General features: G+C 41.9%; 15 protein-coding genes. 5 read left to right on the forward strand and 10 right to left on the reverse strand.

The features are described 5' to 3' along the window. Positions 1-59: 59 nt before the first annotated feature. Genes AAFH98_RS13285 through AAFH98_RS13295 form a run of 3 tightly spaced genes read right to left on the reverse strand, consistent with a single transcriptional unit; the run spans position 60 to position 3,405 of the window. A complete protein-coding gene (locus tag AAFH98_RS13285; protein WP_342523232.1) occupies positions 60-1,433 on the reverse strand; it encodes a sigma-54-dependent transcriptional regulator in 1,374 nt (457 codons plus the stop codon). 6 nt (positions 1,434-1,439) lie between these two features. Then, positions 1,440-2,909 carry a D-alanyl-D-alanine carboxypeptidase/D-alanyl-D-alanine endopeptidase gene (gene dacB / locus AAFH98_RS13290; protein WP_342523234.1) on the reverse strand — a complete coding sequence of 490 codons (1,470 nt, stop codon included), beginning with the start codon at positions 2,907-2,909 and terminating at the stop codon, positions 1,440-1,442. Between the two features lie 25 nt (positions 2,910-2,934). After that, a complete protein-coding gene (locus AAFH98_RS13295) occupies positions 2,935-3,405 on the reverse strand; it encodes a PTS sugar transporter subunit IIA (RefSeq protein WP_342523236.1) in 471 nt (156 codons plus the stop codon). Positions 3,406-3,553: 148 nt separating this feature from the next. On the opposite strand from AAFH98_RS13295, the gene AAFH98_RS13300 reads away from it, so the two are divergent. Genes AAFH98_RS13300 through AAFH98_RS13315 form a run of 4 tightly spaced genes read left to right on the forward strand, consistent with a single transcriptional unit; the run spans position 3,554 to position 7,546 of the window. Continuing rightward, positions 3,554-4,222: a heme exporter protein CcmB gene (locus AAFH98_RS13300; protein WP_342523238.1), complete on the forward strand. Its 669-nt coding sequence runs from the start codon at positions 3,554-3,556 to the stop codon at positions 4,220-4,222. Between the two features lie 6 nt (positions 4,223-4,228). After that, on the forward strand, positions 4,229-5,431 hold the full coding sequence (locus AAFH98_RS13305) for a DNA polymerase III subunit (RefSeq protein ID WP_342523240.1): 1,203 nt from the start codon (positions 4,229-4,231) through the stop codon (positions 5,429-5,431). Beyond that, positions 5,428-6,267: a diaminopimelate epimerase gene (gene dapF, locus AAFH98_RS13310; protein WP_342523241.1), complete on the forward strand. Its 840-nt coding sequence runs from the start codon at positions 5,428-5,430 to the stop codon at positions 6,265-6,267. The genes AAFH98_RS13305 and dapF overlap by 4 nt, the downstream gene beginning before the upstream one ends. Further along, complete coding sequence (locus tag AAFH98_RS13315) at positions 6,239-7,546, forward strand: type IX secretion system plug protein (protein ID WP_342523243.1); 1,308 nt, start codon at positions 6,239-6,241, stop codon at positions 7,544-7,546. Before dapF ends, AAFH98_RS13315 begins: the two co-directional genes overlap by 29 nt. Positions 7,547-7,619: 73 nt before the next feature. Here AAFH98_RS13315 and AAFH98_RS13320 read toward each other — a convergent pair whose 3' ends face one another. The 6 genes from AAFH98_RS13320 to AAFH98_RS13345 all read right to left on the reverse strand — a co-directional run bounded on the left by AAFH98_RS13320 (position 7,620) and on the right by AAFH98_RS13345 (position 21,341). Beyond that, entirely contained in the window at positions 7,620-10,970 is a 3,351-nt protein-coding gene (locus tag AAFH98_RS13320) for a peptidase MA family metallohydrolase (RefSeq protein WP_342523245.1), read from the reverse strand. A 20-nt stretch (positions 10,971-10,990) separates the two neighbouring features. After that, positions 10,991-13,162 (reverse strand): ribonuclease R, encoded by a 2,172-nt coding sequence (gene rnr, locus AAFH98_RS13325; RefSeq protein WP_342523246.1) that lies wholly within the window; start codon positions 13,160-13,162, stop codon positions 10,991-10,993. A gap of 71 nt (positions 13,163-13,233) precedes the next feature. After that, positions 13,234-17,931 (reverse strand): AsmA family protein, encoded by a 4,698-nt coding sequence (locus AAFH98_RS13330; protein WP_342523247.1) that lies wholly within the window; start codon positions 17,929-17,931, stop codon positions 13,234-13,236. Between the two features lie 13 nt (positions 17,932-17,944). Continuing rightward, positions 17,945-19,036: a 3-dehydroquinate synthase gene (gene aroB, locus AAFH98_RS13335; protein WP_342523248.1), complete on the reverse strand. Its 1,092-nt coding sequence runs from the start codon at positions 19,034-19,036 to the stop codon at positions 17,945-17,947. Beyond that, a complete protein-coding gene (locus AAFH98_RS13340; RefSeq protein ID WP_342523249.1) occupies positions 19,020-19,580 on the reverse strand; it encodes a shikimate kinase in 561 nt (186 codons plus the stop codon). The genes aroB and AAFH98_RS13340 overlap by 17 nt, the downstream gene beginning before the upstream one ends. Positions 19,581-19,754: 174 nt before the next feature. Further along, positions 19,755-21,341, reverse strand: coding sequence for an NFACT RNA binding domain-containing protein (locus AAFH98_RS13345; RefSeq protein ID WP_342523250.1), 1,587 nt, complete (start codon positions 21,339-21,341; stop codon positions 19,755-19,757). A gap of 53 nt (positions 21,342-21,394) precedes the next feature. On the opposite strand from AAFH98_RS13345, the gene AAFH98_RS13350 reads away from it, so the two are divergent. After that, positions 21,395-22,045 (forward strand): hypothetical protein, encoded by a 651-nt coding sequence (locus tag AAFH98_RS13350; RefSeq protein WP_342523252.1) that lies wholly within the window; start codon positions 21,395-21,397, stop codon positions 22,043-22,045. Between the two features lie 293 nt (positions 22,046-22,338). On the opposite strand, the gene AAFH98_RS13355 is transcribed toward AAFH98_RS13350, so the two are convergent. After that, a complete protein-coding gene (locus AAFH98_RS13355) occupies positions 22,339-22,638 on the reverse strand; it encodes an HU family DNA-binding protein (RefSeq protein ID WP_342523253.1) in 300 nt (99 codons plus the stop codon). Positions 22,639-22,667 lie beyond the last annotated feature (29 nt).

Consider the following 22,667-nt stretch of genomic DNA (forward strand, 5'->3'; position numbering starts at 1 on the left):
AATCATACGAAATACGAGATACGCACCTTTAGTTGATGCGTATTTCGTATTGCGTATTTTCAACGTTCAATATTGTACTTTTTCATTTTGTTATACATATGACTCCGCTGAATATCGATGGCTTGGGCCGTTTGTGAGATATTCCAGTCATTTTCTTCCAGCTTACGGATTAAAAACACTCGTTCGGCCGACTCTTTGAATCCCTGAAACGTATCCATGTCATCAACTAATTCTTCGATGGCATCTCCTTTCTTCTTACCTGAAAGTGTCAGCGATTGCACATCATCTTGGGTGATAGTGGAATCTTCAGCCAATAATCCCAAACGCTCAATTCCATTTTGAAGCTCACGAACATTCCCCGACCAGTTTTGTTTTTTAAGCTCTTCCAAGGCCTCATCAGTAAAACTGATTCCCGAAAACATAATGTCTTTTTGAGCCAATCGTTCAAGCCAATCCTTGGCAAGTAACGGGATATCATCGCGCCGCTTTCGCAATGGGGGTACATGAATAGGAATCACATTTAACCGATGATACAGATCCTCACGAAAACCACCCGTTTCAATTTCTTCCAGCAAATCTTTGTTGGTTGCTGATACAACACGGACATCTACAGAAATCTTTTGGGTACCTCCTACGCGAACGATGGCATTTTCCTGAAGGGCACGGAGCACTTTTGCCTGGGCATCGGGACTCATATCTCCCACCTCATCCAAAAAGAGGGTGCCTCCATCAGCTTGCTCAAACTTCCCAATTCGTTGACTTGTAGCCCCCGTAAACGATCCTTTTTCATGGCCAAAAAGCTCGCTTTCCAGCAGGTCGGCAGGAATAGCTGCACAGTTTACATCTACAAAAGTACCACTGCTGCGATCACTTTTCTCGTGAACCCAGCGTGCCACCAGCTCTTTTCCTGTTCCGTTTTCACCGGTGATCATCACCCGCGAACTGGTTTGCGCCACCTTATCGATGGTTTTCTTAATCTTTTTAATAGCATCACTTTCTCCAATAATATCAGGTACATCAGGTAGCCGTGATTTAATGCTTTTGTTTTCTTCCGTTAACCGATGCTGATCCAACGCATTACGAACGCTCACCAACAGTCTATTTAGATCCGGCGGCTTTTCAATAAAATCGAACGCTCCTTTTTTCGTAGCCTCCACTGCAATTTCGATGTTACCATGCCCAGAAATCATAATCACGGGAAAATGATACTGCTCGCTTTTCAGCTTTGACAATATTTCCATGCCGTCCATACCCCGCATCTTGATATCCAATAACATCAAATCGATACGATGATCCTTCAATATGCTAAAAACCTTTTCCCCGTTCTCAGCTTCAAGAACGTTATAATCCTCAAACTCAAGAATATCGCGCAGTGAATTACGGATACTCTGTTCATCATCCGTAATTAAAATTGTAGGTTTTTTTTCGGACATCAGCGGTTAATACTTAACGTAAATATTTTCCAAAATTTGCTCGTGAATAGAATCAATATAAGAAGTTTTCTGCGTGTAGTTATTTGTAACCACCGAAAAAACAAGCGGCTGGCCAGATATACCTTTCATATAACCACTCAAGCTACGCACCCCGGAAACATATCCTGTTTTACCGATGACATTTTCTCGGAGAGGAGAATTCCGAAATCGATGTTCCAGCGACCCATCCTTTCCGGCAACCGGCAAACTTTTTTTATACGTATCAAAGTGGGGATGTGATCTCATCCCAACCAATAATTGACTAATATTTTCCATTTTCAGCAATGTTGAAGATGACATCCCCGAAGCATCGGCTATCTCAACTTTCGTGGTATCCATCTGCATAGAATCAGCAAAATCTTTCACCAGGGTTAACCCAAGTTCAGTGCTACCAGCGGTGTTAAAATGCTCAGCAGCTGCTGTTTTTAACAACATTTCAGCGTAAAAGTTATCACTTTCTTTATTGAGTTGACCCAATAACGAATCTAACGATACCGATACATGCTCATGTAATACCTTGTACTTTTCAGTCTCCCAGTTTCGTGATTTTTCATCAACAATAATTCGTCCGTCAAGCTCAATAGAACCGTCTTCCAGATACTTCTTAAACGTATCCAGAAAAAATAGCGAAGCCTCTTTAATAGAGAGCGACTCTTTTTCCACATATCCCTTTGGAAGCTTACTACCCAACATGATAGTATTGGTGCCGGGAATACGGCGATAAAACTCATCATATTCCGTATCCGCTGGGGTTATCACCTGGTCGTTTTCAAAGTTCACATACTCAGTATCAAAAGGGAACCACTCAATTTCCGGCTTTTCCCCGACCTCTCCATTGGCATAGACCGTTAAATCAACGGCATTATTATTAAATGATAGCGCATTTATTTCCACGCCATAATAAAATGAGAGATCTTCCCAGCTCCACCCTTTCGGATAAGGATGCTCATCAAAGTAAGAATCATTACCTATGAGGTTACCCTCAATTTTCCGGATACCGCGCTCATAGAGCGCAGAAAAAAACTTATCAAAAACATGAAAACGATCTTCCCTGTAAAAACGTCCACTAATCGAAGGATCTCCCACCCCACGAATCACAATATCTCCATGCCAGGTATCTCCTTTTTGTTGCCCCAGCCCATACATTTTGGTACGAAAACGATAGTTAGGGCCCAACTCATCTAAAATGGTAGCAGAAGTTAACAGCTTTAAGTTCGAGGCGGGCCGAACCATTTTTTCAAAATTATATCCCTCCAAAACTTTCCCGGTTGTATCCCGAACAATCACCGACCAAAAGGCATCGCTGGCGCGACTGTTTTCAATCGTATTAACAACCTCAGGGGAATAAATTATTTGCTGCCCTCGGACCGAGCCGCCTAATAGCAATAGCGCAACAAATACACCTATGCTCAACCACGTAGATAACCTTTGAGGCATAACCCTTATTTAATTACTTAACATATTAGCCGTTTAGCGTAACGTGTTCTTCTTTTTTAAACTGTTCAATAATTTCTTCAGCCGTAGAACACTCTCGCAGGCGCTCCCGAAATTCGGTATTATTCATGAGTCGAGAAATCCGGCTAAGCATTTTGATGTGTAAACTATTACTGGCCTGCGGTCCCACCAAGAGAAAAACCATATTCACTGGCTCACTGTCAATGGCTTCATATTCAACGGGTTCTTTCAGAATAGCAAAAGCCGCATATGTTTGATTTATACCTGATGCTTTACCGTGTGGAATCGCCAATCCTTTTCCAACGCCCGTAGACATTATTCGTTCTCGCTCAAAAACAGCCTCTCTAATTTCATCAAGTTCTCCATCCGATACTAAATGTTCTAATGAAGAAATCATCCTGTTCAATATCTCAGCTTTATCTTTGGCTTCTAAGTTGGGCAACACCGTTTTCTCGTTCAACAAGCTGAAAATATTCATGCGAAAAAATCTAAATTAGTTATTTCATATGCAGTTCAAATATACTCATCGTTTTTCATCTGTTACAACTTAATTACAGCATCAATTTTTCGACTCGTATTTGGAATTTCAGTTTAATTCTTGGGAACAAATTTTGTAAACTTTGCTGATGGATTTTTTACAAGGAATAACGACAATTTTAGCCAAGGATTTACAAACCGAACTCCGGTCGAGATATGCCATAAATACCGTTTTGGCATTCGTGAGTGCCGCGCTGCTGCTCATCCTGTTTGCCCTTAATGCCGAGCAGCTGGCTCCCACCCCCAAAAGCGCACTGGTTTGGATTGTGATACTTTTTGCCGCACTCTCAAGTCTCTCGCGTTCTTTTGTAATGGAAACCGACCGTAAAACCTTTGACCTTTTGCGACTTCATTGTAACGCTTCGGAGGTTTTCCTCGGCAAGCTGTGCTACAATTTTCTCTTTACCTTATCGGTAAACATCGTCACCTTTTTTCTATACATCTTTTTACTGGGGATGCCTTTGGCAGATGCTACAGCTTTTGTGCTCGTTTTGCTTTTTGGAACAGCTGGCTTGTCGGCGGTATCTACCATGCTGGGGGCTATTGTTTCGCAGGCCGACCGTAAGGGTGCTATCTTTTCGGTACTAAGTATCCCATTGCTTTTTCCGTTGATTCTGATTCTTGTGCGAACCACAAAAGCAGCCTTAATTGATGGCTTTACCGATAATTACCTCAACGACTTTTGGGCACTGGTGGGGTATGCAGGTGTAACCATCACTGCAGGAATTTTACTTTTTGATTATATCTTTGAAGAATAATGTATTATGATCGACTATAAAGATCTTTCGTTTAGCTTTGGTGATCGACGGCTCGTAGGCCAATCTTTTGCGCGTGAGCAAATCGAACGTATCACCCACTCGGGACGCATAAGTCATGCTTATCTCTTTTCGGGACCTTCTGGCATTGGTAAAACGGCCTTTGCCCTTGCTTTTGCCGAGCTTATTAATGGTGTTGATCATCTTACGAATCTCGGTAGTCAAGCATTTTCAAAAAAATCCACCTGGTTTACCCATCCCGATATCCACGTATTTTTACCGGTACCTACCAATGTTTCGGTGGAAGAACTGCGCGAACGGTTAGAACTCCTGCGTGAAGATCCCTACGAAATTGTTGATTTTAGCCTGCGTCCCTCACTGACCAATGAAGAAAGCACCAAAAATAAACGCGCTTTTTATCCCATCGATTACTTCCGGGAAGAAATTCGTCCAACGGCTTACTATAAGCCTAACGAAGGGCAAAAAACGGTTGTTATAATGACCGGCATTGAAAACATGAAAAAAGAAGCTGCCAACTCTTTTCTAAAACTGTTAGAAGAACCCGCAGAAGATCTCATCTTTTTACTTACAACTGATCATACCGAGGCGCTGTTACCAACAATTATTTCACGATGCCAACACATTCAGTTGTCGCCACTCAAAACAGACGAAATCAAACGAGCATTAATCGAACATGACGATGTGCCCGAAAACGAAGCCTCCTATTTAGCGCGGGTTTCGGGCGGCAATTATGCTATGACGCGCTTTTTTGATGTGGATACCTTAAAAAGCACGCGAGAAGCTATTATTGAATATCTGAGATACGCTTATATGCAAGATGCGGTTAATATTACTGAAACAGCACAAGATTGGCAGAGTGAGCAGAATCTTGAAGGACAAATTGCGATTTTAAATGTCATGGAGGTCTTTCTCCGCGACTTGCTTGTTTACCGGTCAACACAAAAGAAAGAGCTCATTACCAATGCCGATCAAATTGATGTCATCAAGAAGTTTTGCGAAACGCTTGCGGACGCCCGGCTTGAAGATATGATTGAACAGGTTAACGAATGTAAACCTATGGTGTATCAAAACGTACAGCCCAAGCTTATCTTTACCGTCTTGGCCCTCCGATTCTCTCACTTGATGAGAGACAGCGATCCCGTTATCAGCAAAAATAATTCATGGAAACACTTACCCGCTTTTTCTGAATGATGAATAATTCCGGACACGACATATTCTTCACAAAAATGCAGGCCGCTGGCAACGACTTTGTGGTTATCGATAACCGTTCAAAAACCTATACTAAAGATCAGCTTATTGCCCTGGCTCCCGACATTTGTGATCGAAGGTTTGGTGTGGGATCAGACGGTATTCTGGCGTTGTTTCCCTCAGAGCGAAAAGAGGTTGACTATACCATGTTCTACCGAAATCCCGACGGCAGCGATGCCGGAATGTGCGGCAACGGTGCAAGGTGCATGGCATTATTTGCACAGTCCTTGGGCTTTGCTGACAAGCATACCTTTAATGTACATGACAACATTTATGAGGCTCATATTTTAGCTGAGGATACCGTTTCTGTTGCCTTCCCTATGGAAGCGTCGGTTGAGGAGCTAACGCTTGATGACGAGCAATTATACGCTATTCATACCGGCACTCAGCATTTGGTTCTTCCCGTAGAAAAGCAGGAGTTAGAAGAGGAGAAAACTCTTGTTCAGCAGGGACGTCATTTGCGGTACCATAAACACTTTGCTCCAAAAGGGACTAATGTAAATTTTATCTATGGAGCCCACGATACTGCTCTTCACCTTCAAACGTATGAGCGTGGTGTTGAAGATTTAACACTGGCCTGTGGCACCGGTGCCATTGCCTCGGCCCTTGTCTGGCATCATCTGCAAAACAATACTTCGACAGCAGGGAAATACTCTGTAGATACAAAAGGAGGCACCCTAAATGTTCACTTTGCTTTTGATGTTAACAATAAGACATACCGTAATATTAAACTCGAAGGTCCGGCCCACTTTGTTTTTAAAGGATCATATCTGCAATAAGATATCTATACTCATCATTTTGGGGATTATTTTGGGAGGTTGTGCCCCTTCCAATACATCTCAGAATCATAAAAAAACATCCCAAACTAAACCTCTTGAGGGAGCATTTTCCCTCCCCCAGCAGAAGGCATCTCCAAATGACATCCAAAGCATTCAACTACATCCCAAAGGGCAACCCGGACAAGCCCCCATCATTCGGTTGAACTCAAAACAACAGCTGGAACTTTCTTTTGATTATCTGGGAAGCCAAAATCGTCAGTTTCGAGTCACGGTTGTTCATTATGATCAGGACTGGCAGCAAAGCAGCATTGGCCCTAACACCTATCTCGACAGTTTTTCTGAGACAACTATAACATCTTCGCAAGCAAGTTTCGGGCAACGCCCTTCGTATCATCATGTGCAATTTTCTTTCCCTAATAATGAACTGCGTCCAGCAGTAAGTGGAAATTTTCTACTGGAAGTCCGTTCTACTGATGATAATACGCTTCTATTTTCAATGCCCTTTTTTGTCACTGAAGATGAGGGGGCAATTAAAACAGAGATTAAACAGCAATTTACCCAACGACGTGATGGACGTCCTCTTAACCAACTATTTAGCACCTACCGTTATCCTGGCTTTGTAGAATATCCGCAATTTGATTTGGGAATGTCGTTTGCGCACAATCAATTTTGGGGACAAACAAAAATTGTAAAATCCCTTGATACGATTACCCCCGGTGAACTCAGGGGATATATCGAAGACGAAAATGCTTTTATCGGAAACTATGAATTCAAGCATCTTAACCTTCAAGATTTTACAGCAGATGGGCGGCAAATTATAGAATATCAACCCGACACCATACCACCCAAAATCACTTTACGGAGAGATGTGCAAAATCTCGATTTTAATCCACGTTTCGAAAGATCAGATTTATTTCAAAAGGGACCGAGTGATGGGCACAACAACCAATATGCCCAAGTCAAATTTCAACTGGAGACTGTTGATAGTATTCCTCACTCATCGGATATCTACGTAGTTGGAGACTTCAACAACTGGATACTTAATGAGCAAAACAAAATGGATTATGACAATACGGAGCAGTTATGGAAAGGTAACGCACTCATCAAGCAGGGCTCTTATGCTTATAAATATGTTATTGTTGATAACAACCGGATTGATGATCTGAACCTCGATCAAGGATTTTTATCAAGCCGACAAATATATTTCACCTTCATCTATTTTAATGATCCTGACCGACATTTTGATCGACTATTGAAAGTAGATCGAATCATAAAGTAACGACATATCTAAACAAAAAGTCTCCAACACCTACATGCCGGAGACCTTTTATCCCATCTAACAAATGAGCATTCTAAAAATCTAAGCCAATGGTTATATAGTGGATAGGATCGCTGTCAAATCCGCCACGATAGTATGGCCAACCTACATCGTAACGAAGCGGAAATCCAAACAAAATTGTTCGCAGACCAAATCCCGCTCCCATTAAGATATCACCATCATTAGCCGGGACATTAAATGTGCCATTCCCTGTATCAACTTGACGTTGTGTTCTTTTACTCACCCGAAAATCAAGGTCACTCTCATTGAGTACCTCTTCGTCACGATTTCCAGCTTGATTACGATATTCAAAGACTACATCCTGTCCCCAAGCCATACCGGCATCCCAGAAAGCGACTCCTGTTAGGTTATACAGTGGCAAAATGGGAATAGGTCCGGGTAGTATAGCTGCAAACAGTGGAAAGCGGAACTCCGCGTTCATCAAAGAAAACCGATCACCATAGATCGAATTATAGGGATGCCCTCGTAACGGCAGCGCGGGTAAGGTGAAAAATGTACTGCCAAAACGGTCGGAAGGAATACTTCGTCCCGAATATCGCGCATTAATCCATCCAAGCATACCCCCCATAAAGAAGGTCTGCGCATCTCGTCCAAAAGAAGCTGCTCCCGAACCACGAAATGCTAATGAATATCGGGATCCCAAATTAAAATACTTCCGGTAGTCGCCCAGTATAGAAGCAAACTGTAAAGTCTCATTCGTGATGGGCGGACTCCCTGTTAAACTAATTGAATAACGCGACCCTCCGGCGGGAGCCAAATAACCGGGGAGCGTTTTATCACTGGTGTAAACAATCTGCGGATATGCAAAAGAGGTTGATTCATTTTGAGTAATATCAGCATAAGCAACGCTGTAGTCCTGGGCTACCCCAATCATCGAGATTCCGGCATCAATACGGCGAAATTTATCAATAGGATATTGCATGTTCACCCCACCCCCAAACGAGCGAAAGCGATATAACTGGCCGGAAAAATCCTGGAAGTTGTTAGCATTATGAAAAAAGGTAAACTGCCAGTTTGTCCTGTTTTCTAAATACGCATATTGCAAGAAATAGGTACTATTTCTCAAATCCAGGTTCAAATTCGTACCAAATGCAATTTGATGGTTCCCTAAAAGGTCACTGAACTGTATCTGGGTAATACCATACGTTCCATATGAGGTGGATATATTTCCGCCTGCATAAATAATATCGGTACTGAAACGCAGGCGATATTCTTGCGGAATATATCGTCCATCCTCGGTCCGATTTCCTTCAAGGTTAAATTTTGCCTCATCCATGTATTCAGCCACAAAAGCCGTGTCTTCTTCTACCGAAGAGTCAAATACATAATTACGAAAATCAAAATTATCACCCTCTTCTTGCTCGGTAGTATCTTGGACCGTTGCCATCGTATCTTGCACAGTTGCACTCGTATCTACGATCGCCTCTTTGGGTTCCGGATCAACTTGAGAAGCAACAGCATCTGTCAAGCTTGTTTGGCTTAATGGCTCCTTCGTAAGCATATTTTGGACATATCTTGTAGCCGGCACACGCTCACCTTGTGATTCCTGTGCCCGTCGTTTCGCCCATTGGTTGGGCTCCAAAGGCTGATCCTTAATGCGACTTAACGGCGATTGAATCATAAAAATATCCAATGCCCCTTCATTAATCGAATTCACCGCTAACCGACTGGCATCAGCACTAATTGACATCTGCATAACTCCAGTTTGCAGATCCGTTATGGGCGATGAAGTTCGATCCTCTAAATTCATCAAATAAACGTTGGGGATACCGTTTTCATCAGAAATATAAAAGAGTTTTCCATCTCTGCTTGTCGCCGGCTGGTTTTCATTCCACTGAGGCGTTTTCGTAAGGCGATCAGCCCGGGCATTACCAATCTTTACCGCGTAAATATCTGAGCTATATATATCCTCGCTCATCAACAGCCGGGACGTATTTTTTACATTATTCAGACGGACATTGTCACCTCGGTGCGATACAAAATAGATCGTTTCAGAATCAGCCCCCCAAGCCGGTTCGTAATCAGAATACACATCATTCGTTACGTTACTAAACTCCTGCGTTTGCAGATTGTAGACATAAATATCTTTGTTGGGACCAATATTACCGTCAAACGTAATTTTATTTCCATCTGGTGACCACGCTACTGAACCGATCGCATCCACTTTGGGAAAACGAACCATCTGCACTTTACCTGTTTCATAATCGACAATGGCTAAGTTATCATTCCCTTTTGATTTTGTAGAAAGCGCAATTTTTCGTCCATCAGGGGACCAGGTCAAGTTGGGATTCAAAATATTCAACTCTTCAAAGTTGATGTTATCTTCTCCCTTAATAAGCGTCTTAATCTTTTCGCCGGTGATTGCACTAATAACCACAACATCAAAATAGCCACGCTTATTGGTGATCATTGCTATTTTATCGCCTTGGGGAGATACAGCGGGACTGGTATTATATGATCCTGATTTGCCACGTTCTGTCACATGATCCGCAAACGAAGTGATATCTTCGCGATTGGCTACCTCCGGTAAATACCGTTTGCGATAAAAATCTTGCCAACGTTTTGACAATTCCTCAAGGCTTAACCCAAGGGTTCTTTGAATTGTAACTTCCAGGTTGCGTTGGTTATGGAGGGTCTGCATTATTTCGGTAATCTTGGGACGACCATATTCTTCTGCAATATAGTTCCATACCGACTGACCTCCTCGATAAGCAAAATATCCCCCTAACCGATTTATTGGCGGTAAGTAATTATTGATCGTGGCATCACGAATCCACATATCGGTATTCGTATCCCAACCAAGAGAGGTATACTCGGCCATACCTTCGTTAAACCAAAGTGGAATTTGCAACGCATTCCCGCTCAGTCGCGACTGAACATTACCGCCATAAAACATGTCATTTATTACGGCGTGTTCGAGCTCATGATGCAGGGTACTTCTGAACTCTGCATAGTTCCCATTGAAAGGCATCGTAATCCGGTTTTTATAGGCATCAGTAACTCCACCAATACCCTCGGCATCAACCGGTAACGGCACTACATTTGTTTGAGAGAAATCATTATGAGAATCATAAATAATAACTTGAATACGATCTGCAATTTCGTGATCAAAATCTTCACTCAGCTGTTGAAGGGCCGCCTCCATGGTATAGGCGGTAAAGTTAGCCAAATCATAATTTTTAGTCTGGTAATAGTATATATCAAAATGCTCTGACTGTATGTACTTCCACTTAAAGTCATTGTACTGAACCCTGTTTTTACCGAAGGAAAAATACTGGGCTTGAGCCTCGTTTATAATTCCTCCGATAAAGATGCCGAGGAACAGAAATACAGTAAATCGCCGAACAAATTGAGAAAATTGCATATCTATATCTTAAGATTTAATTAACTGCCATCATCAACCAGCTTAAGATCAATCTGTCGTGCCTTTAGATCTGTATTAACGACTTTAACACGAATTTCTTTCCCCAGCTGATATTTTTTACCATGATTTTTTCCAACCAAACAATGACGTTGCTCATCATACTCATAATAATCATCATCAAGATCACTTACACGAACCATTCCTTCGCAATGGATATCTTTTAAATCCACAAAAATACCGCTATCCATTACACCACTGATAACACCCTCAAAATCTTCACCAAGGTGTTCGCTCAGATATTCGACCTGTTTCAATTTCACAGAATCACGTTCGGCATCGATTGCCGCCCGTTCTCGTTCACTACAATGTGAACCCAACTGTTTAAGTTCATTATATGTATAACTGGGTTTCCCAGAAAGATAACTTTTTAGCAATCGGTGTACCAGTACATCAGGATAACGTCGTATGGGACTCGTAAAGTGTGCATAATTTTTAAACCCTAAGCCGAAGTGTCCAATATTATCCGGACTGTATTCCGCCTTCGACATAGCACGGAGCATCAGGTCATTGATGGTCATTTCGAGCGATGTATCCTCGATTTGTTCAAGAAGCACATTTATAGCTTTCGAACTTACTGTAGGACTATCAATATGGAAGTTAATTCCAATCGGCTTCACATTTTCTTCGATATTTTTGAGCTTATCCAGATCGGGCTGATCGTGGATACGATATAAAAACGGAAACAGATCTTTCGATTTTTCCTTATTTGATTCCTTGCGTTTATCTTCGATGTATTTTGCCACCGTTCGATTCGCCATCAGCATGCATTCTTCAATGAGACGATGTGCAAACAATCGTTTTTTGAGTTTTACATCAATCGGCTTCCCATTTTCATCCAGTACAAATTTAGGCTCGGGCGTCTCAAAATTGATACTTCCCTCCCGAAAACGCTTATCAAGAAGTACATGAGCTAACTTCGCTGCAGTCTGAATCTGCTGCGAAAACTTATGATTCTTGCCATCAATAATTTCTTGTGCCTCCTCATACGTAAAGCGCCGGTTCGAATGGATCACCGTCTCTTCAATTGAATAGTCTACCAACTTACCGTTGGGAGCAATCTCCATAAAACAGCTAAATGCCAGCTTATCCTCCTTGGGATTAAGGCTACACACATCATTACTGAGCACTTCCGGCAGCATCGGGATTACGCGATCTACCAAATACACGCTTGTTGCACGATTTATCGCCTCTTCATCAAGCACCGTGTTACGAGGCAAGTAATGCGTTACATCCGCAATATGGACGCCCAAATAATAGTTACCGTTATCCAACATTTTAATGCTCAGTCCGTCGTCAAAATCCTTGGCCGTGTCGGGATCAATGGTAAGTACCACCTCGTCCCGCATATCGCGCCGGCGGGTAATTTCTTGCTGGGTAATTTCCCGGTCGATATCATCTGCAAACTCTTGGACTTCATCAGGGAAACCAGCTTTTATCTGGTTTTCAGCCAAAATGGATAGCAGGTTAGCATCGTTCGTTCCTTCTTTACCAAGAACTTCAACAATTTTGGCCTCCGGTAGTGATTTGGGATGCACCCAATCTACCAATTCAAATACCACTTTTTCGCCGGGCTGGGCATCACCGATGTTATTGGGGAGCACAAAAAACTCAATATGAGCCGATTTTTCATCAGGCTCGATAACATAGTTCTGTTTGCCCTGCTTTTTTAGAATACCGACGAAAATATTTCGTCCGCGTTCAACAATATTAACAACTTTTCCTTCCTGGCGACTTTTTCGTCCTTTCTTGCGAAGAAGCTGAACTTCTACGGTGTCATCCTGCAAAGCCGTCCCCAAATGTTTCGAGGGGACACGAATATCTTCATCATATCCATCAGCAATTAGATAACCCGTACCGCGTCGGCTGATATCTATTTTGCCGACTACCGTATTTTTATCGCTCCGATTATTGTCACTTCCATTGGGAGAAAGCTGTATGGCTCCTCCCTTTCTTTTGATGATCAGGTTTCGATCATACAAACTGTTAATAGCATCTTTAAGACGCTGATTATCTTTCTTACCGTTCACTCTCAAAATATTTTGCAGAACTTCGAATGGCAGCTGTGCCTCCGGATTATTCTGCAAGATATCGAGAATAATATCTTCAAATGTTTCTTTCTTACTTTTCTTCATCAATTATATCTAATAAAACGTTATAAAAAATTCGTACTTCTTTAATTCTTCAGTTATTCAACAAAAAATTCTTATTCATTGTTTTCGGAGTTTTTATCGCTCCCAAAAATTCCGCTAAATACAGCTTTAATACGACTGACTAATTCTTGCCAGGTATTAAACTGTACTCTCGACTCAAGCCCTAATCCATCCACATAAGGCGTTACATCTCCTGCCTGTGGGCTGGTTGCCTGCACGCCATTAAGAGCTTGATCCTGTCGGTGGAAAGCTGTCAGTGACAATCCTCTTCTGATTCGGTACGTTGCATTTAAATCTCCAATACGATCTCCGGGATTATTTTGCTCACCGGATCCTGTTATTTGTCCTTCTCTTCGCAAAATCAGTCGGTCATTATAAAGTCGTAAAGCAATACCTAAATCCACCTCGTTATAGGCATTCAAGTTAAAATCAATATCCAATCGGCTTACATCACTATTTAGTAATGTATTTATTTGGTTTGATAATAACGAACTCACCTGATTTGATAGCAGTGGATTTAAATACGTAGAACCACGCGCTAAATTTTGACTAAGTTCAGCCGTTCCACTGCCAATACCTTGTGTGGGGATAAATTGCCCCGTAAACAGAATACTGGTTGCCTGTAATAGCTTCTGCTGCTCATCCCTGTTAATTTGATTAATCGTATATTGCAACGTAGAGTTTGAGGAGAGATCTATTGTGGAAGGAAGCCTAAAATAGTAATTATTTTCGACACTATTAAGTGTACCTGTTATTTCCACGATAAGTTCGATAGGAACCTGTTGGCCGCCATTTTGATTTTGATCACTAAGCCCTCCCTCACTTATCAAGGTAGATACATTGGGGCGGGCATTATAAATAGCGCTGATATTAAGCCGTGCATTATCGGGGGGGCCTTCCCAAACAATGGTTCCCCCTTCCTCGAGCTGAAGTCTGCGACTGATAATTTCCCCGGTTACAAACTGGTAGGTCCCACCATTAATATTGTACTGTCCAAACATCTGTACGTCTTGATCTTGCATAGTAATGCGAAGCTGTCCAGTACCCTGGGCTGTCAACACATCTCCAATTACGGGATCAAAGATAAGATCAACCGTTACATTTTCAGGAGCCTCAAACTGTAAATCCAGATCAAAACGCTCGGTAAATGTCATCTCTTCAAGCGCCTGTTCGAGGGCCTCCTCAGTACGTTGCGATTGATTAGATGTGCTTTCGATAGCAGATTGCGACTTCTTGAAGACTTCGTCGAAAGAGTCTACAAATTGAATAAATTTACCGCTTTCCTGCAGCTCCGTTTCCTCTAACAGGGGAATAGATATATGCGAATTGTTGGTAACCTGTACCGGGTTGGAGGTCCGCATATAGACATCGGTATTAGACCCCGAAAGCCGTACCAATCCTGTGCCTGAAACGTTTCCATAGAAAGGTATATCAGGATCCATATTATTGTTGAGGAACTGAAGCCGGTTCATTTCTAAAGAAAGGTCCAGATACGTGATGGGATCAAAATCATTAAGGTCAACAGTACCCCATACTGTGCCGGTTCCACCCTTGGTATCCATAACATTCAGCGAATCCAGAACTACCCCTTCATCCCTGTTAAACTGCACCGGACCGCTCACAAAATAGTTGGTATTCAAAAACTGGGGACGTACAAAAACATTTTCGGTCTGGAACTGAGAGCCAAAGTCGTAATCCTCTAAGTTACCGGTAATATAGCCCGTTCCTGAAGCTTGCCCCTCCATCTCGGCAAAAACGTTTTCTGCAATTACCGCCAAGAACCAAAGGTCAACCTGATCAAAATCGGCATCAAAATGATATACCGTATCCTGTTGTACATTAGGGTCAGGCGTCACAAAATATCCATCGAGCCTGATATCCTGACCAATACCATCATTGCGCTCCAAATAATCCTCGTATTTCGTACTATCGGTAACAACATCAATCTGGGTATCAAATCGCTGTCTATCCGAATTATATTGACTACTAAAACGAACATCCCCAACCATACGGTTATTCATCTGGAACCGATTAACATTTAAATCGCCCTGTATAGTAGGTTGCTGTGTTAAGGATTTGGTTATTAATTTCCCATTTAAGATACCGGCGAAATCGATCTTGCCTTTGATGAGATCTGATATTCTGCTAAGATTAATATCACGCAGCGTGTAGGTTAACGAATCTGCCCGATCGGGACTGAGACTTCCCTGGAGACGAAAATATTCGTTGTTGTTTTCAAAACTAAATTGATTAAAGTCCACTTCACCGGATCGGTGATAGGTAAATGATGGCACCTGCTCGTTGGTCCAGGCATACGTATTATTGCCTAAATAAAAATCACGGATGGAAACATAAATGGCACTGTCAGCAATACTTGATTCCAGTGTCATATTAAATTCTGCATCATCCGAAATTCGTCCCACCTGTTGGTTAAAATAAACCGAATCTTGCTTAACGGCTAAATCAAGGGAAAGAGAATCGAAATCAACCGATTCTGTTTCCAGCCGTAATACATCCGCTTCCCAATCAAATGTTGAAAATTCTTGCAGTCTACGATCACTCCTTACACTGGCCGTAAACTGGGTAGTGGCATCATTAAAACTAAAACTGTTGTATTGCGCGGTATCGGCGGCCATTTTTGCAGAGAACAACAAACGAGTGCCATCCGTATTAACATTAAATGAAATATCAGAATCGGCATACAAAGATGGGAATTGGGGGAAATATCGATTTATTAATCCCAAATCTTTCGTTTCTATCGTTCCATCAACTACTACATTCTTATTGCCGGGGGGATTAACTGAAAAAGAAGTATCGGCAGGTTCAGTCATCGTAATTTCCGACTTGAACTGCTCTGTAAGATGACGACTCCAAAACCGCACTTGCGCAAGAACATCAGCAGGAGTTACCTCTCCGCTTATATTAAGATCTAATAACGAACTCGTTAACCGGAATTGCCGCGTAGATGCATCTGGAGAATTTAAATCCATATACAGCTGGTGAGCCCGCACCGTATCACCCGCAATAACAGATGGATTAATATCGAGATTAGCCCTTCCCTGGATGCGTTCTGTATTCAGTCCCTGGGTTTCTATATTATAATCAAAATTGAGGCTCGTTTGTGCTATTGTGTTTGCTGGGAAAAAATCAGCCAGATTTATATTAGTGGCATCTCCCCGGACCAATAGCTTAGGATCATCCGGGTTAAAATCGGCCGATATAGAACCTGAAAACTTTTCATTGCCATTACGATAGAAATACTTTTGGTTCCAAACTTTATTGGACAATGTGGAATTAAGCATTAGTTCCTCGAACTGGTGGTCTCCAATCAAACTATTTGTTAACGAGAAACGTAGCTCAGATTCAGCTTTGGCCAGAGTAAACTCCTCTCCTTCAAATTCAGCTTCGCCCGTTAGCGAAGTGGTATCAATACGCCCGGTAAAAAAGGGACTTATATCTACTGAATCTACTGATACAGTGCCCCGGTAACGATAGGGACGCACCAGCTGGGTTTCTCCCTTCAACGCAATATCTCCCAAGGTACTGGATATATCGAAATCAGCATTCACATTTTCTAAACTCCCTTTTGCATGCCCATTAATAGTCAAACTTTGAAGGGCTTCATTATTGGGGATAGCTAATGTATCTAACAATGCAGACAGGTCTTGATTACGTAAATTCAACCCTTCGAAATATAAATCATACGACAACTGCCGAGGAGTTATAACATTTTGCACCAATCCGTTAATATTGACATAACTTTCTCCAATACCCAGCTCTGCCCGGTCAACCCAAAGAGAATCAGCTGATCCCTCGGTGCGAAATTCCAGACTCAGCGGCTCCTTAATATCAGGCACTTTTGCAATAAGATCGCGCAAGTCTCCAAGAAAAACTTCATCCGATTGAATATCCAAATCGTATGACGCCTCCGTTAATTGCCCCGTAATATCAGGCTCAAGAATATTAACGCCATCAATTTCACCATTAAAGATAAGCTGAGAATTACCAAGGGTCAGATAAAATGAATTAAACTCCAAAAACCGCTCATCATTATACAACTGACCGTAAACATTCAGGTTATCGACTTGTAGATTTTCGGGCCGGGCACTAAATGACTCAATATCAAGATACCGCTGATTAGCACTCCAATCCACAAATAATGTCGTATTCAAGTTATTGAGCGAAAAGTTAATAGGCAGATTTCCTATTTGATGCTCTTTCGTTTCTGCTTCCAAATGCACCTCTCCATCCGTTATCTGCACTTGAGGGGCTATAATTTCAACTCGTTCTAATAAATTATTTATCCCCGAAGCCGAACGCTTTTTTGCATTGGGTCTGCGTTCGAGAAATACCAACCGACCGTTCTCATCAGACGTAAGATGAACTTCCGGCTGCTGCATCGAAAATCCCACAATGGTAAGCTTATTTTGCAGCAATCCCCATACATCAACCCGGCTGTCGATCTGATTAATAGCCAGCAATGTGTCTGCATTAACAGTATCCCCTTTCATTAAGCTCACATCATGCAAACTTACCCAGAAAGGAAGAAATCCATCAATACCTCCAATTTCGAGTTCTGTTATATAGGTCTTCTCAATCTCCTGCTCAATCTGATTTGCTAAATAATTCTTCGTTACATCGAGCTGCAACACACCGATAACAATCCCCCCCAACAGTGCTACTAACACAAGCACGGCAAAGATAAATCTCCAAAAATATTTCCAGCTCTTATGTAACCAGCGATAAAACACGTACGCTCAATAATTATTGATTAAACTTTTTCAATGTATAACTCCAACTTTCTTCCAATAGTGCACGTTGCTCACAGCTATAAAGATAAGGGGATCCCCAATCATTCAATAACACTAATCGAATGATATTATTTTTTACTTTTTTGTCGGATTTCATCGCTTCAATTAGTTCTTCGGCATTAGCCGAAAGTGGAGACATCTGCTTTTTATACAACGCCAGGAAAGGAGAAAAACGTGTATCATCCACCGGATGATCTAATTGATCCGAGAAATAGGTAGCAGCAATCATCCCCACAAAAACCGCCTCTCCATGGGTAATGGCACCATACCCGCTGACCTTTTCTAAGGCATGACCAAAAGTGTGACCAAAATTAAGGTAGGCCCTCTTGCCCGCCTCAAGGGTATCTTCTTGTACAATATCAGATTTAATACGGGCACTCTCTTCTATCACATCCGCCCAACGCGATTTTGGCGTCAACGGCTGATGCACCAATTCGTCCAATTCCCCAAATAGTTTGGGATTTCGAATAGCGGCATATTTCAAAATCTCAGCCATTCCCGTAATCCACTCCGATTCCTCCAGCGTCTCGAGAAAAGCGATATCTGCAAAAACAGCATCCGGCTGATAAAAACTACCAATTAAATTTTTACCTGTACTGTGATTAACCCCCGTTTTGCCACCAATCGAACTATCTACCATAGCCAGCAAGGTCGTTGGCACGTGAACCAGCGGCACACCGCGCAAAACGGTTGCGGCCACAAAACCAGCCAGATCTCCCGTTACTCCACCTCCGATGCCAATAATAGGCGTTGACCGCTCAAGACCAATTTCTAAAATCTCATTTACAAATCGATGCCACAACTTCACCGATTTCGATGTTTCTCCCTGAGGCACCGTCAAAAAATGAACCTCATCAAAAAAGTCCATTAATGTTTTAACTCGCTCTTCATGCAGCTGGTACACATTTTCGTCGATAATCACGAATGCTTTTGCTGATGGGTATCGCCCTTTGCAAAACGCCTTAAAATCTTCTCCTAAATGCTGTCCTACATAAATCTGATACTGCTGCTTCAGATCAATTCCGATATCAATAATGTTCGACATGATTTCTAATCTTATTCAACAACTGTTTTATAATCTGTTTCACCGGCTCACTGCCGTCGTTTTCAACCGTAATGACCGCCTGTTTGTATAACGGCAATCGTTCTTCATACAGCGCCGTCAACTCGGTTTGTAATGTTTCTTTACTTTTGGAATTTCCTTGCTCGTCGAGCAAAAGCGGGCGATTCTCATCCGCGGATATGCGCTCTAAAATAACAGAAATAGGTGTCTCAATAAAAACAAGCAACCCATTTAATTTGATGTGATCAACCATGTGCTGATTGTGCAGGCTGCCCCCACCCAGCGAAACTACGCCCTCAAACTCGCGGACCACTTCTAAAATAGCCTGCCGTTCCAGCGTACGAAACCCTGCTTCGCCCTCCTGCTCGAAAATTTCGGGGATAGCATGGCCAGCCTTTTCTTCGATACGATCATCTAAATCCAAATAATTGCACTCCAAGCTCTCAGCTAACTGTCGACCAATAACCGACTTGCCAGCACCCATAAATCCACATAAAAAAATACGTCCAGGTAAATTCGATATCATGTTCAAGATTTAAGTAAAGTGTCATTCTGAACTTGTGTTACGAAGCCTTGGCATAGTAATACTTGTTTCAGAATCTGCTAATTAAAATAATTCTTAAAGACCCTGAAATAAATTCAGGGTGATATACTGCTTTTGCTAAAGTGTATCACTCCTCATTTTATATCAATAGCACTATCACTGTTTGGGTTTCATTGGCGGCACCATTTCCACTTCCTCGCGCTCTACCACTACAGCTCCCGGGGCAGCTCCTTTAGGCTTGCGGACGTACTTCACTTTCGTATACATCACTGGGGCCGATTGCATTCCTTTGGCCTTCGAAAAATACGCCGCATAGCTGGCCGCCTTCAGCAAGACATGCTGTGGGGGATAATCCTTCCGATTCCCCATCCGAATAACCACATGCGATCCCCCCACCCCTCTGGCATGCAGCCAGATATCTTCTTTATGTGCATGGCTCGTCAACTTATCATTACTTTTGGCATTTTTTCCGATCCAGATTTCAAACTTGCCTTCCTTGTATTTTCTGAATGGCGATGTAGCCTGATTATCGTCATTGCTGCCATAACCAAACTCTTCGAGGGTATTGATATTATTTTTAATCCAGCTATCCATATCCGGCAGATGATCGATCCTTTCGATCTCCGCTAATAACTCTTTAATCTGTCCCAATTCCCTTTTTACTTTTGGAAGCCGCTGCTTAGCATGTTCATACGACTTTTTTGCATCCTTCGACTTTTCGTAATAATACTCTGCATTCTCGGGAATCGATTTATCTTCCTTCAGCGGGATGGTAATCTGCTCATTACCTTCATAAAAATCCTCAATAGTAATTTCAGTAGTCCCATCGTGCAGTTTTTCGTGCGCGTGAGCCATCAATAGATGACCATATTTTTCATACTCCTCCGACCGTTCTAAACTTTTATCAGCCTGTTGCAGCTGTTCGATCAAAGATTCCTTCTGGGATTCACTCCGCTCCAAAAACTGGACAACTTCTTCCTTCTTTTCATGCAGGCGCCGCAAATGAACGGCATTTTTATACCCGAAGGCCACACAGTCGTTCACTTCGGTACACTCTTTTTCACTTTCAATATCGAGCCACTCCTTCGACCATAAACAAAAATCACCGGTCTTCAGTACACGTGGATGGGGATCTTCCAATAGCGCTTCCGAAACTTCGTCCGTAAATTTCTTTACCTCTTCGGGGCTCATCTCATCCACATCATGCTGCTCTATTAAATATGGCAGTAAATTTCGCGGCAATAGTGGATTGGCTTCCGTCATCTGGTTCTTTGCCGATCGCCGGGGACTCAGTTCCTCTAAAAATTCAGGCGCCTCCGGTTCAGGCGGCTGCTCCCCTTTCACCTCACCGGGATTTTTAAACGCATCAACAATCACCCCATCCTCAACTAAAAACACATTAGGGTTTCCACTGAAAAGTTTGAAGAGCAAATGCTGACCGTTATCAAAATAGATAGAAACCAACCGATCCTTATCAGCCAATCGCATATCAATAATTTCTTGTCCCTCAAGCCCTTCAAAAAAATCAATGACATTACTTTTTTTGGGAGGTCGATAGAAATCCAAAAACAAAACAGTTTCGCGCGGATTCGCACTAAATATTAACCGCGATGTCTCGTTGTTATCCGTCACATAAATATGGAGAACGTCTTTGTGAGGAGAAATAGCAAAGTCAAAAAATGAACCCTCAATTTTTTCTTTTATCTCACGGTTTAAATATATTAGTGTATAAAAGTTGTTCATGCTTTAAAGAGACGTTCTTAAAACAAAAAATTTAAACTTAACAAGTTGGACGAATGACATATCCGATTTTCAACTCTGTAGTGAACCGGATAGAAAGTGACTTAATAAAGAGAGACTTTACCATAAATACCTTTCGAACTTGGAATGAAGATAGAATAAATGCAACGGGACTGGAAATTGAATTTGATCTTCGTCCCAAGTCGGATTTCCTTAAGGCACTATCTATAAATTTTGACTGGGATCGATTCCGTGAAACTGTACTTGCCAAACAACTTAAGGGGATGGAAGAACATCCTTTTTTGCAAGAAGATAAAATGGTAAGCACCTCCATATCACCGGCTATCGATATTGAGATTACGTGGTTGTTCAATGAAAAATCGCCTCAGTCAGGATTAGCAGCCCAAAACGGACATCATCGCCTGGAAGAGGCCAGCCAATGGATGGAAGATATTAGCAAAGAAGTTAATGAGCTCTTGGCAGATGATGATATTATCACCCGCTGGCACATTGAAGTGGAAGGATCAGAAAGTGGAAAATATTTATCGGCTGTAAATCTAATTTCTTACTTCCAATATACGTTAGAAGATATGAACAGTCTTAACGACGTCCATGAATTTGTGAGCCGATGCCTGCAAGAACTGTTAGTAAAATCAAACCGAGTACTCCAGATAGCTGACCAGACGTTAGAATCTCAGGCTGCTTGATATCTTTCTGTAACCTTACTCAATAAAAAAGCCTTCAGTTTGTGCTGAAGGCTTTTTCTAAAATGGTACTAATCGCGCTACTTCTTTTTATGACGATTTTTGCGCAATCGTTTTTTTCGTTTGTGCTTAGCAATCTTTGATCGTTTCCTTTTCTTTCCGCTTGGCATAACAGTCACCTGCTTATTTAAAATTCTTGATACTAACTAAAAGTATCTGGGATAATAGTATTAACCCGGAAAGATACAATCATTCCGAACATAAAACCTGAAAATTTTCTACTCTCGCGTTAGAGTTTACTCATCTTCATCTTCCATTATAGATTCATTAACCGATTCCTTAAAATCTTTCGACATTTTTAGAACCGGCACATATTGCTCGGGGACAATAACTTCTTCATTCGTTTTTGGGTTACGCGCTACACGCTGAGCTCTTTTAACGACCTTAAATGTTCCAAATCCTCGTAATTCAATATGTTCTCCTCTCTCCATGGCATCAATCACTGTTTCCATAAAACCGTTCACAACAGCCTCGGTTTCAACCTTCGTAAGTCCCGTTGAAGATGCAATCACATCAACAATATCTGCTTTTGTCATAAAACCTCACCTTTTTATTTGCAATCACA

This window comes from Fodinibius sp. Rm-B-1B1-1, assembly GCF_038594945.1.
Classification (GTDB): domain Bacteria; phylum Bacteroidota; class Rhodothermia; order Balneolales; family Balneolaceae; genus Fodinibius; species Fodinibius alkaliphilus.

Coding starts and splice junctions, on each gene's coding strand:
- AAFH98_RS13355 (WP_342523253.1), bottom strand. CDS start 22,638: ATGACAAAAGCAGATATTGTTGATGTGATTGCATCTTCAACGGGACTT.
- AAFH98_RS13305 (WP_342523240.1), top strand. CDS start 4,229: ATGATCGACTATAAAGATCTTTCGTTTAGCTTTGGTGATCGACGGCTC.
- AAFH98_RS13295 (WP_342523236.1), bottom strand. CDS start 3,405: ATGAATATTTTCAGCTTGTTGAACGAGAAAACGGTGTTGCCCAACTTA.
- AAFH98_RS13300 (WP_342523238.1), top strand. CDS start 3,554: ATGGATTTTTTACAAGGAATAACGACAATTTTAGCCAAGGATTTACAA.
- AAFH98_RS13320 (WP_342523245.1), bottom strand. CDS start 10,970: ATGCAATTTTCTCAATTTGTTCGGCGATTTACTGTATTTCTGTTCCTC.
- AAFH98_RS13350 (WP_342523252.1), top strand. CDS start 21,395: ATGACATATCCGATTTTCAACTCTGTAGTGAACCGGATAGAAAGTGAC.
- AAFH98_RS13345 (WP_342523250.1), bottom strand. CDS start 21,341: ATGAACAACTTTTATACACTAATATATTTAAACCGTGAGATAAAAGAA.
- rnr (WP_342523246.1), bottom strand. CDS start 13,162: ATGAAGAAAAGTAAGAAAGAAACATTTGAAGATATTATTCTCGATATC.
- aroB (WP_342523248.1), bottom strand. CDS start 19,036: ATGTCGAACATTATTGATATCGGAATTGATCTGAAGCAGCAGTATCAG.
- AAFH98_RS13340 (WP_342523249.1), bottom strand. CDS start 19,580: ATGATATCGAATTTACCTGGACGTATTTTTTTATGTGGATTTATGGGT.
- dapF (WP_342523241.1), top strand. CDS start 5,428: ATGATGAATAATTCCGGACACGACATATTCTTCACAAAAATGCAGGCC.
- AAFH98_RS13285 (WP_342523232.1), bottom strand. CDS start 1,433: ATGTCCGAAAAAAAACCTACAATTTTAATTACGGATGATGAACAGAGT.
- dacB (WP_342523234.1), bottom strand. CDS start 2,909: ATGCCTCAAAGGTTATCTACGTGGTTGAGCATAGGTGTATTTGTTGCG.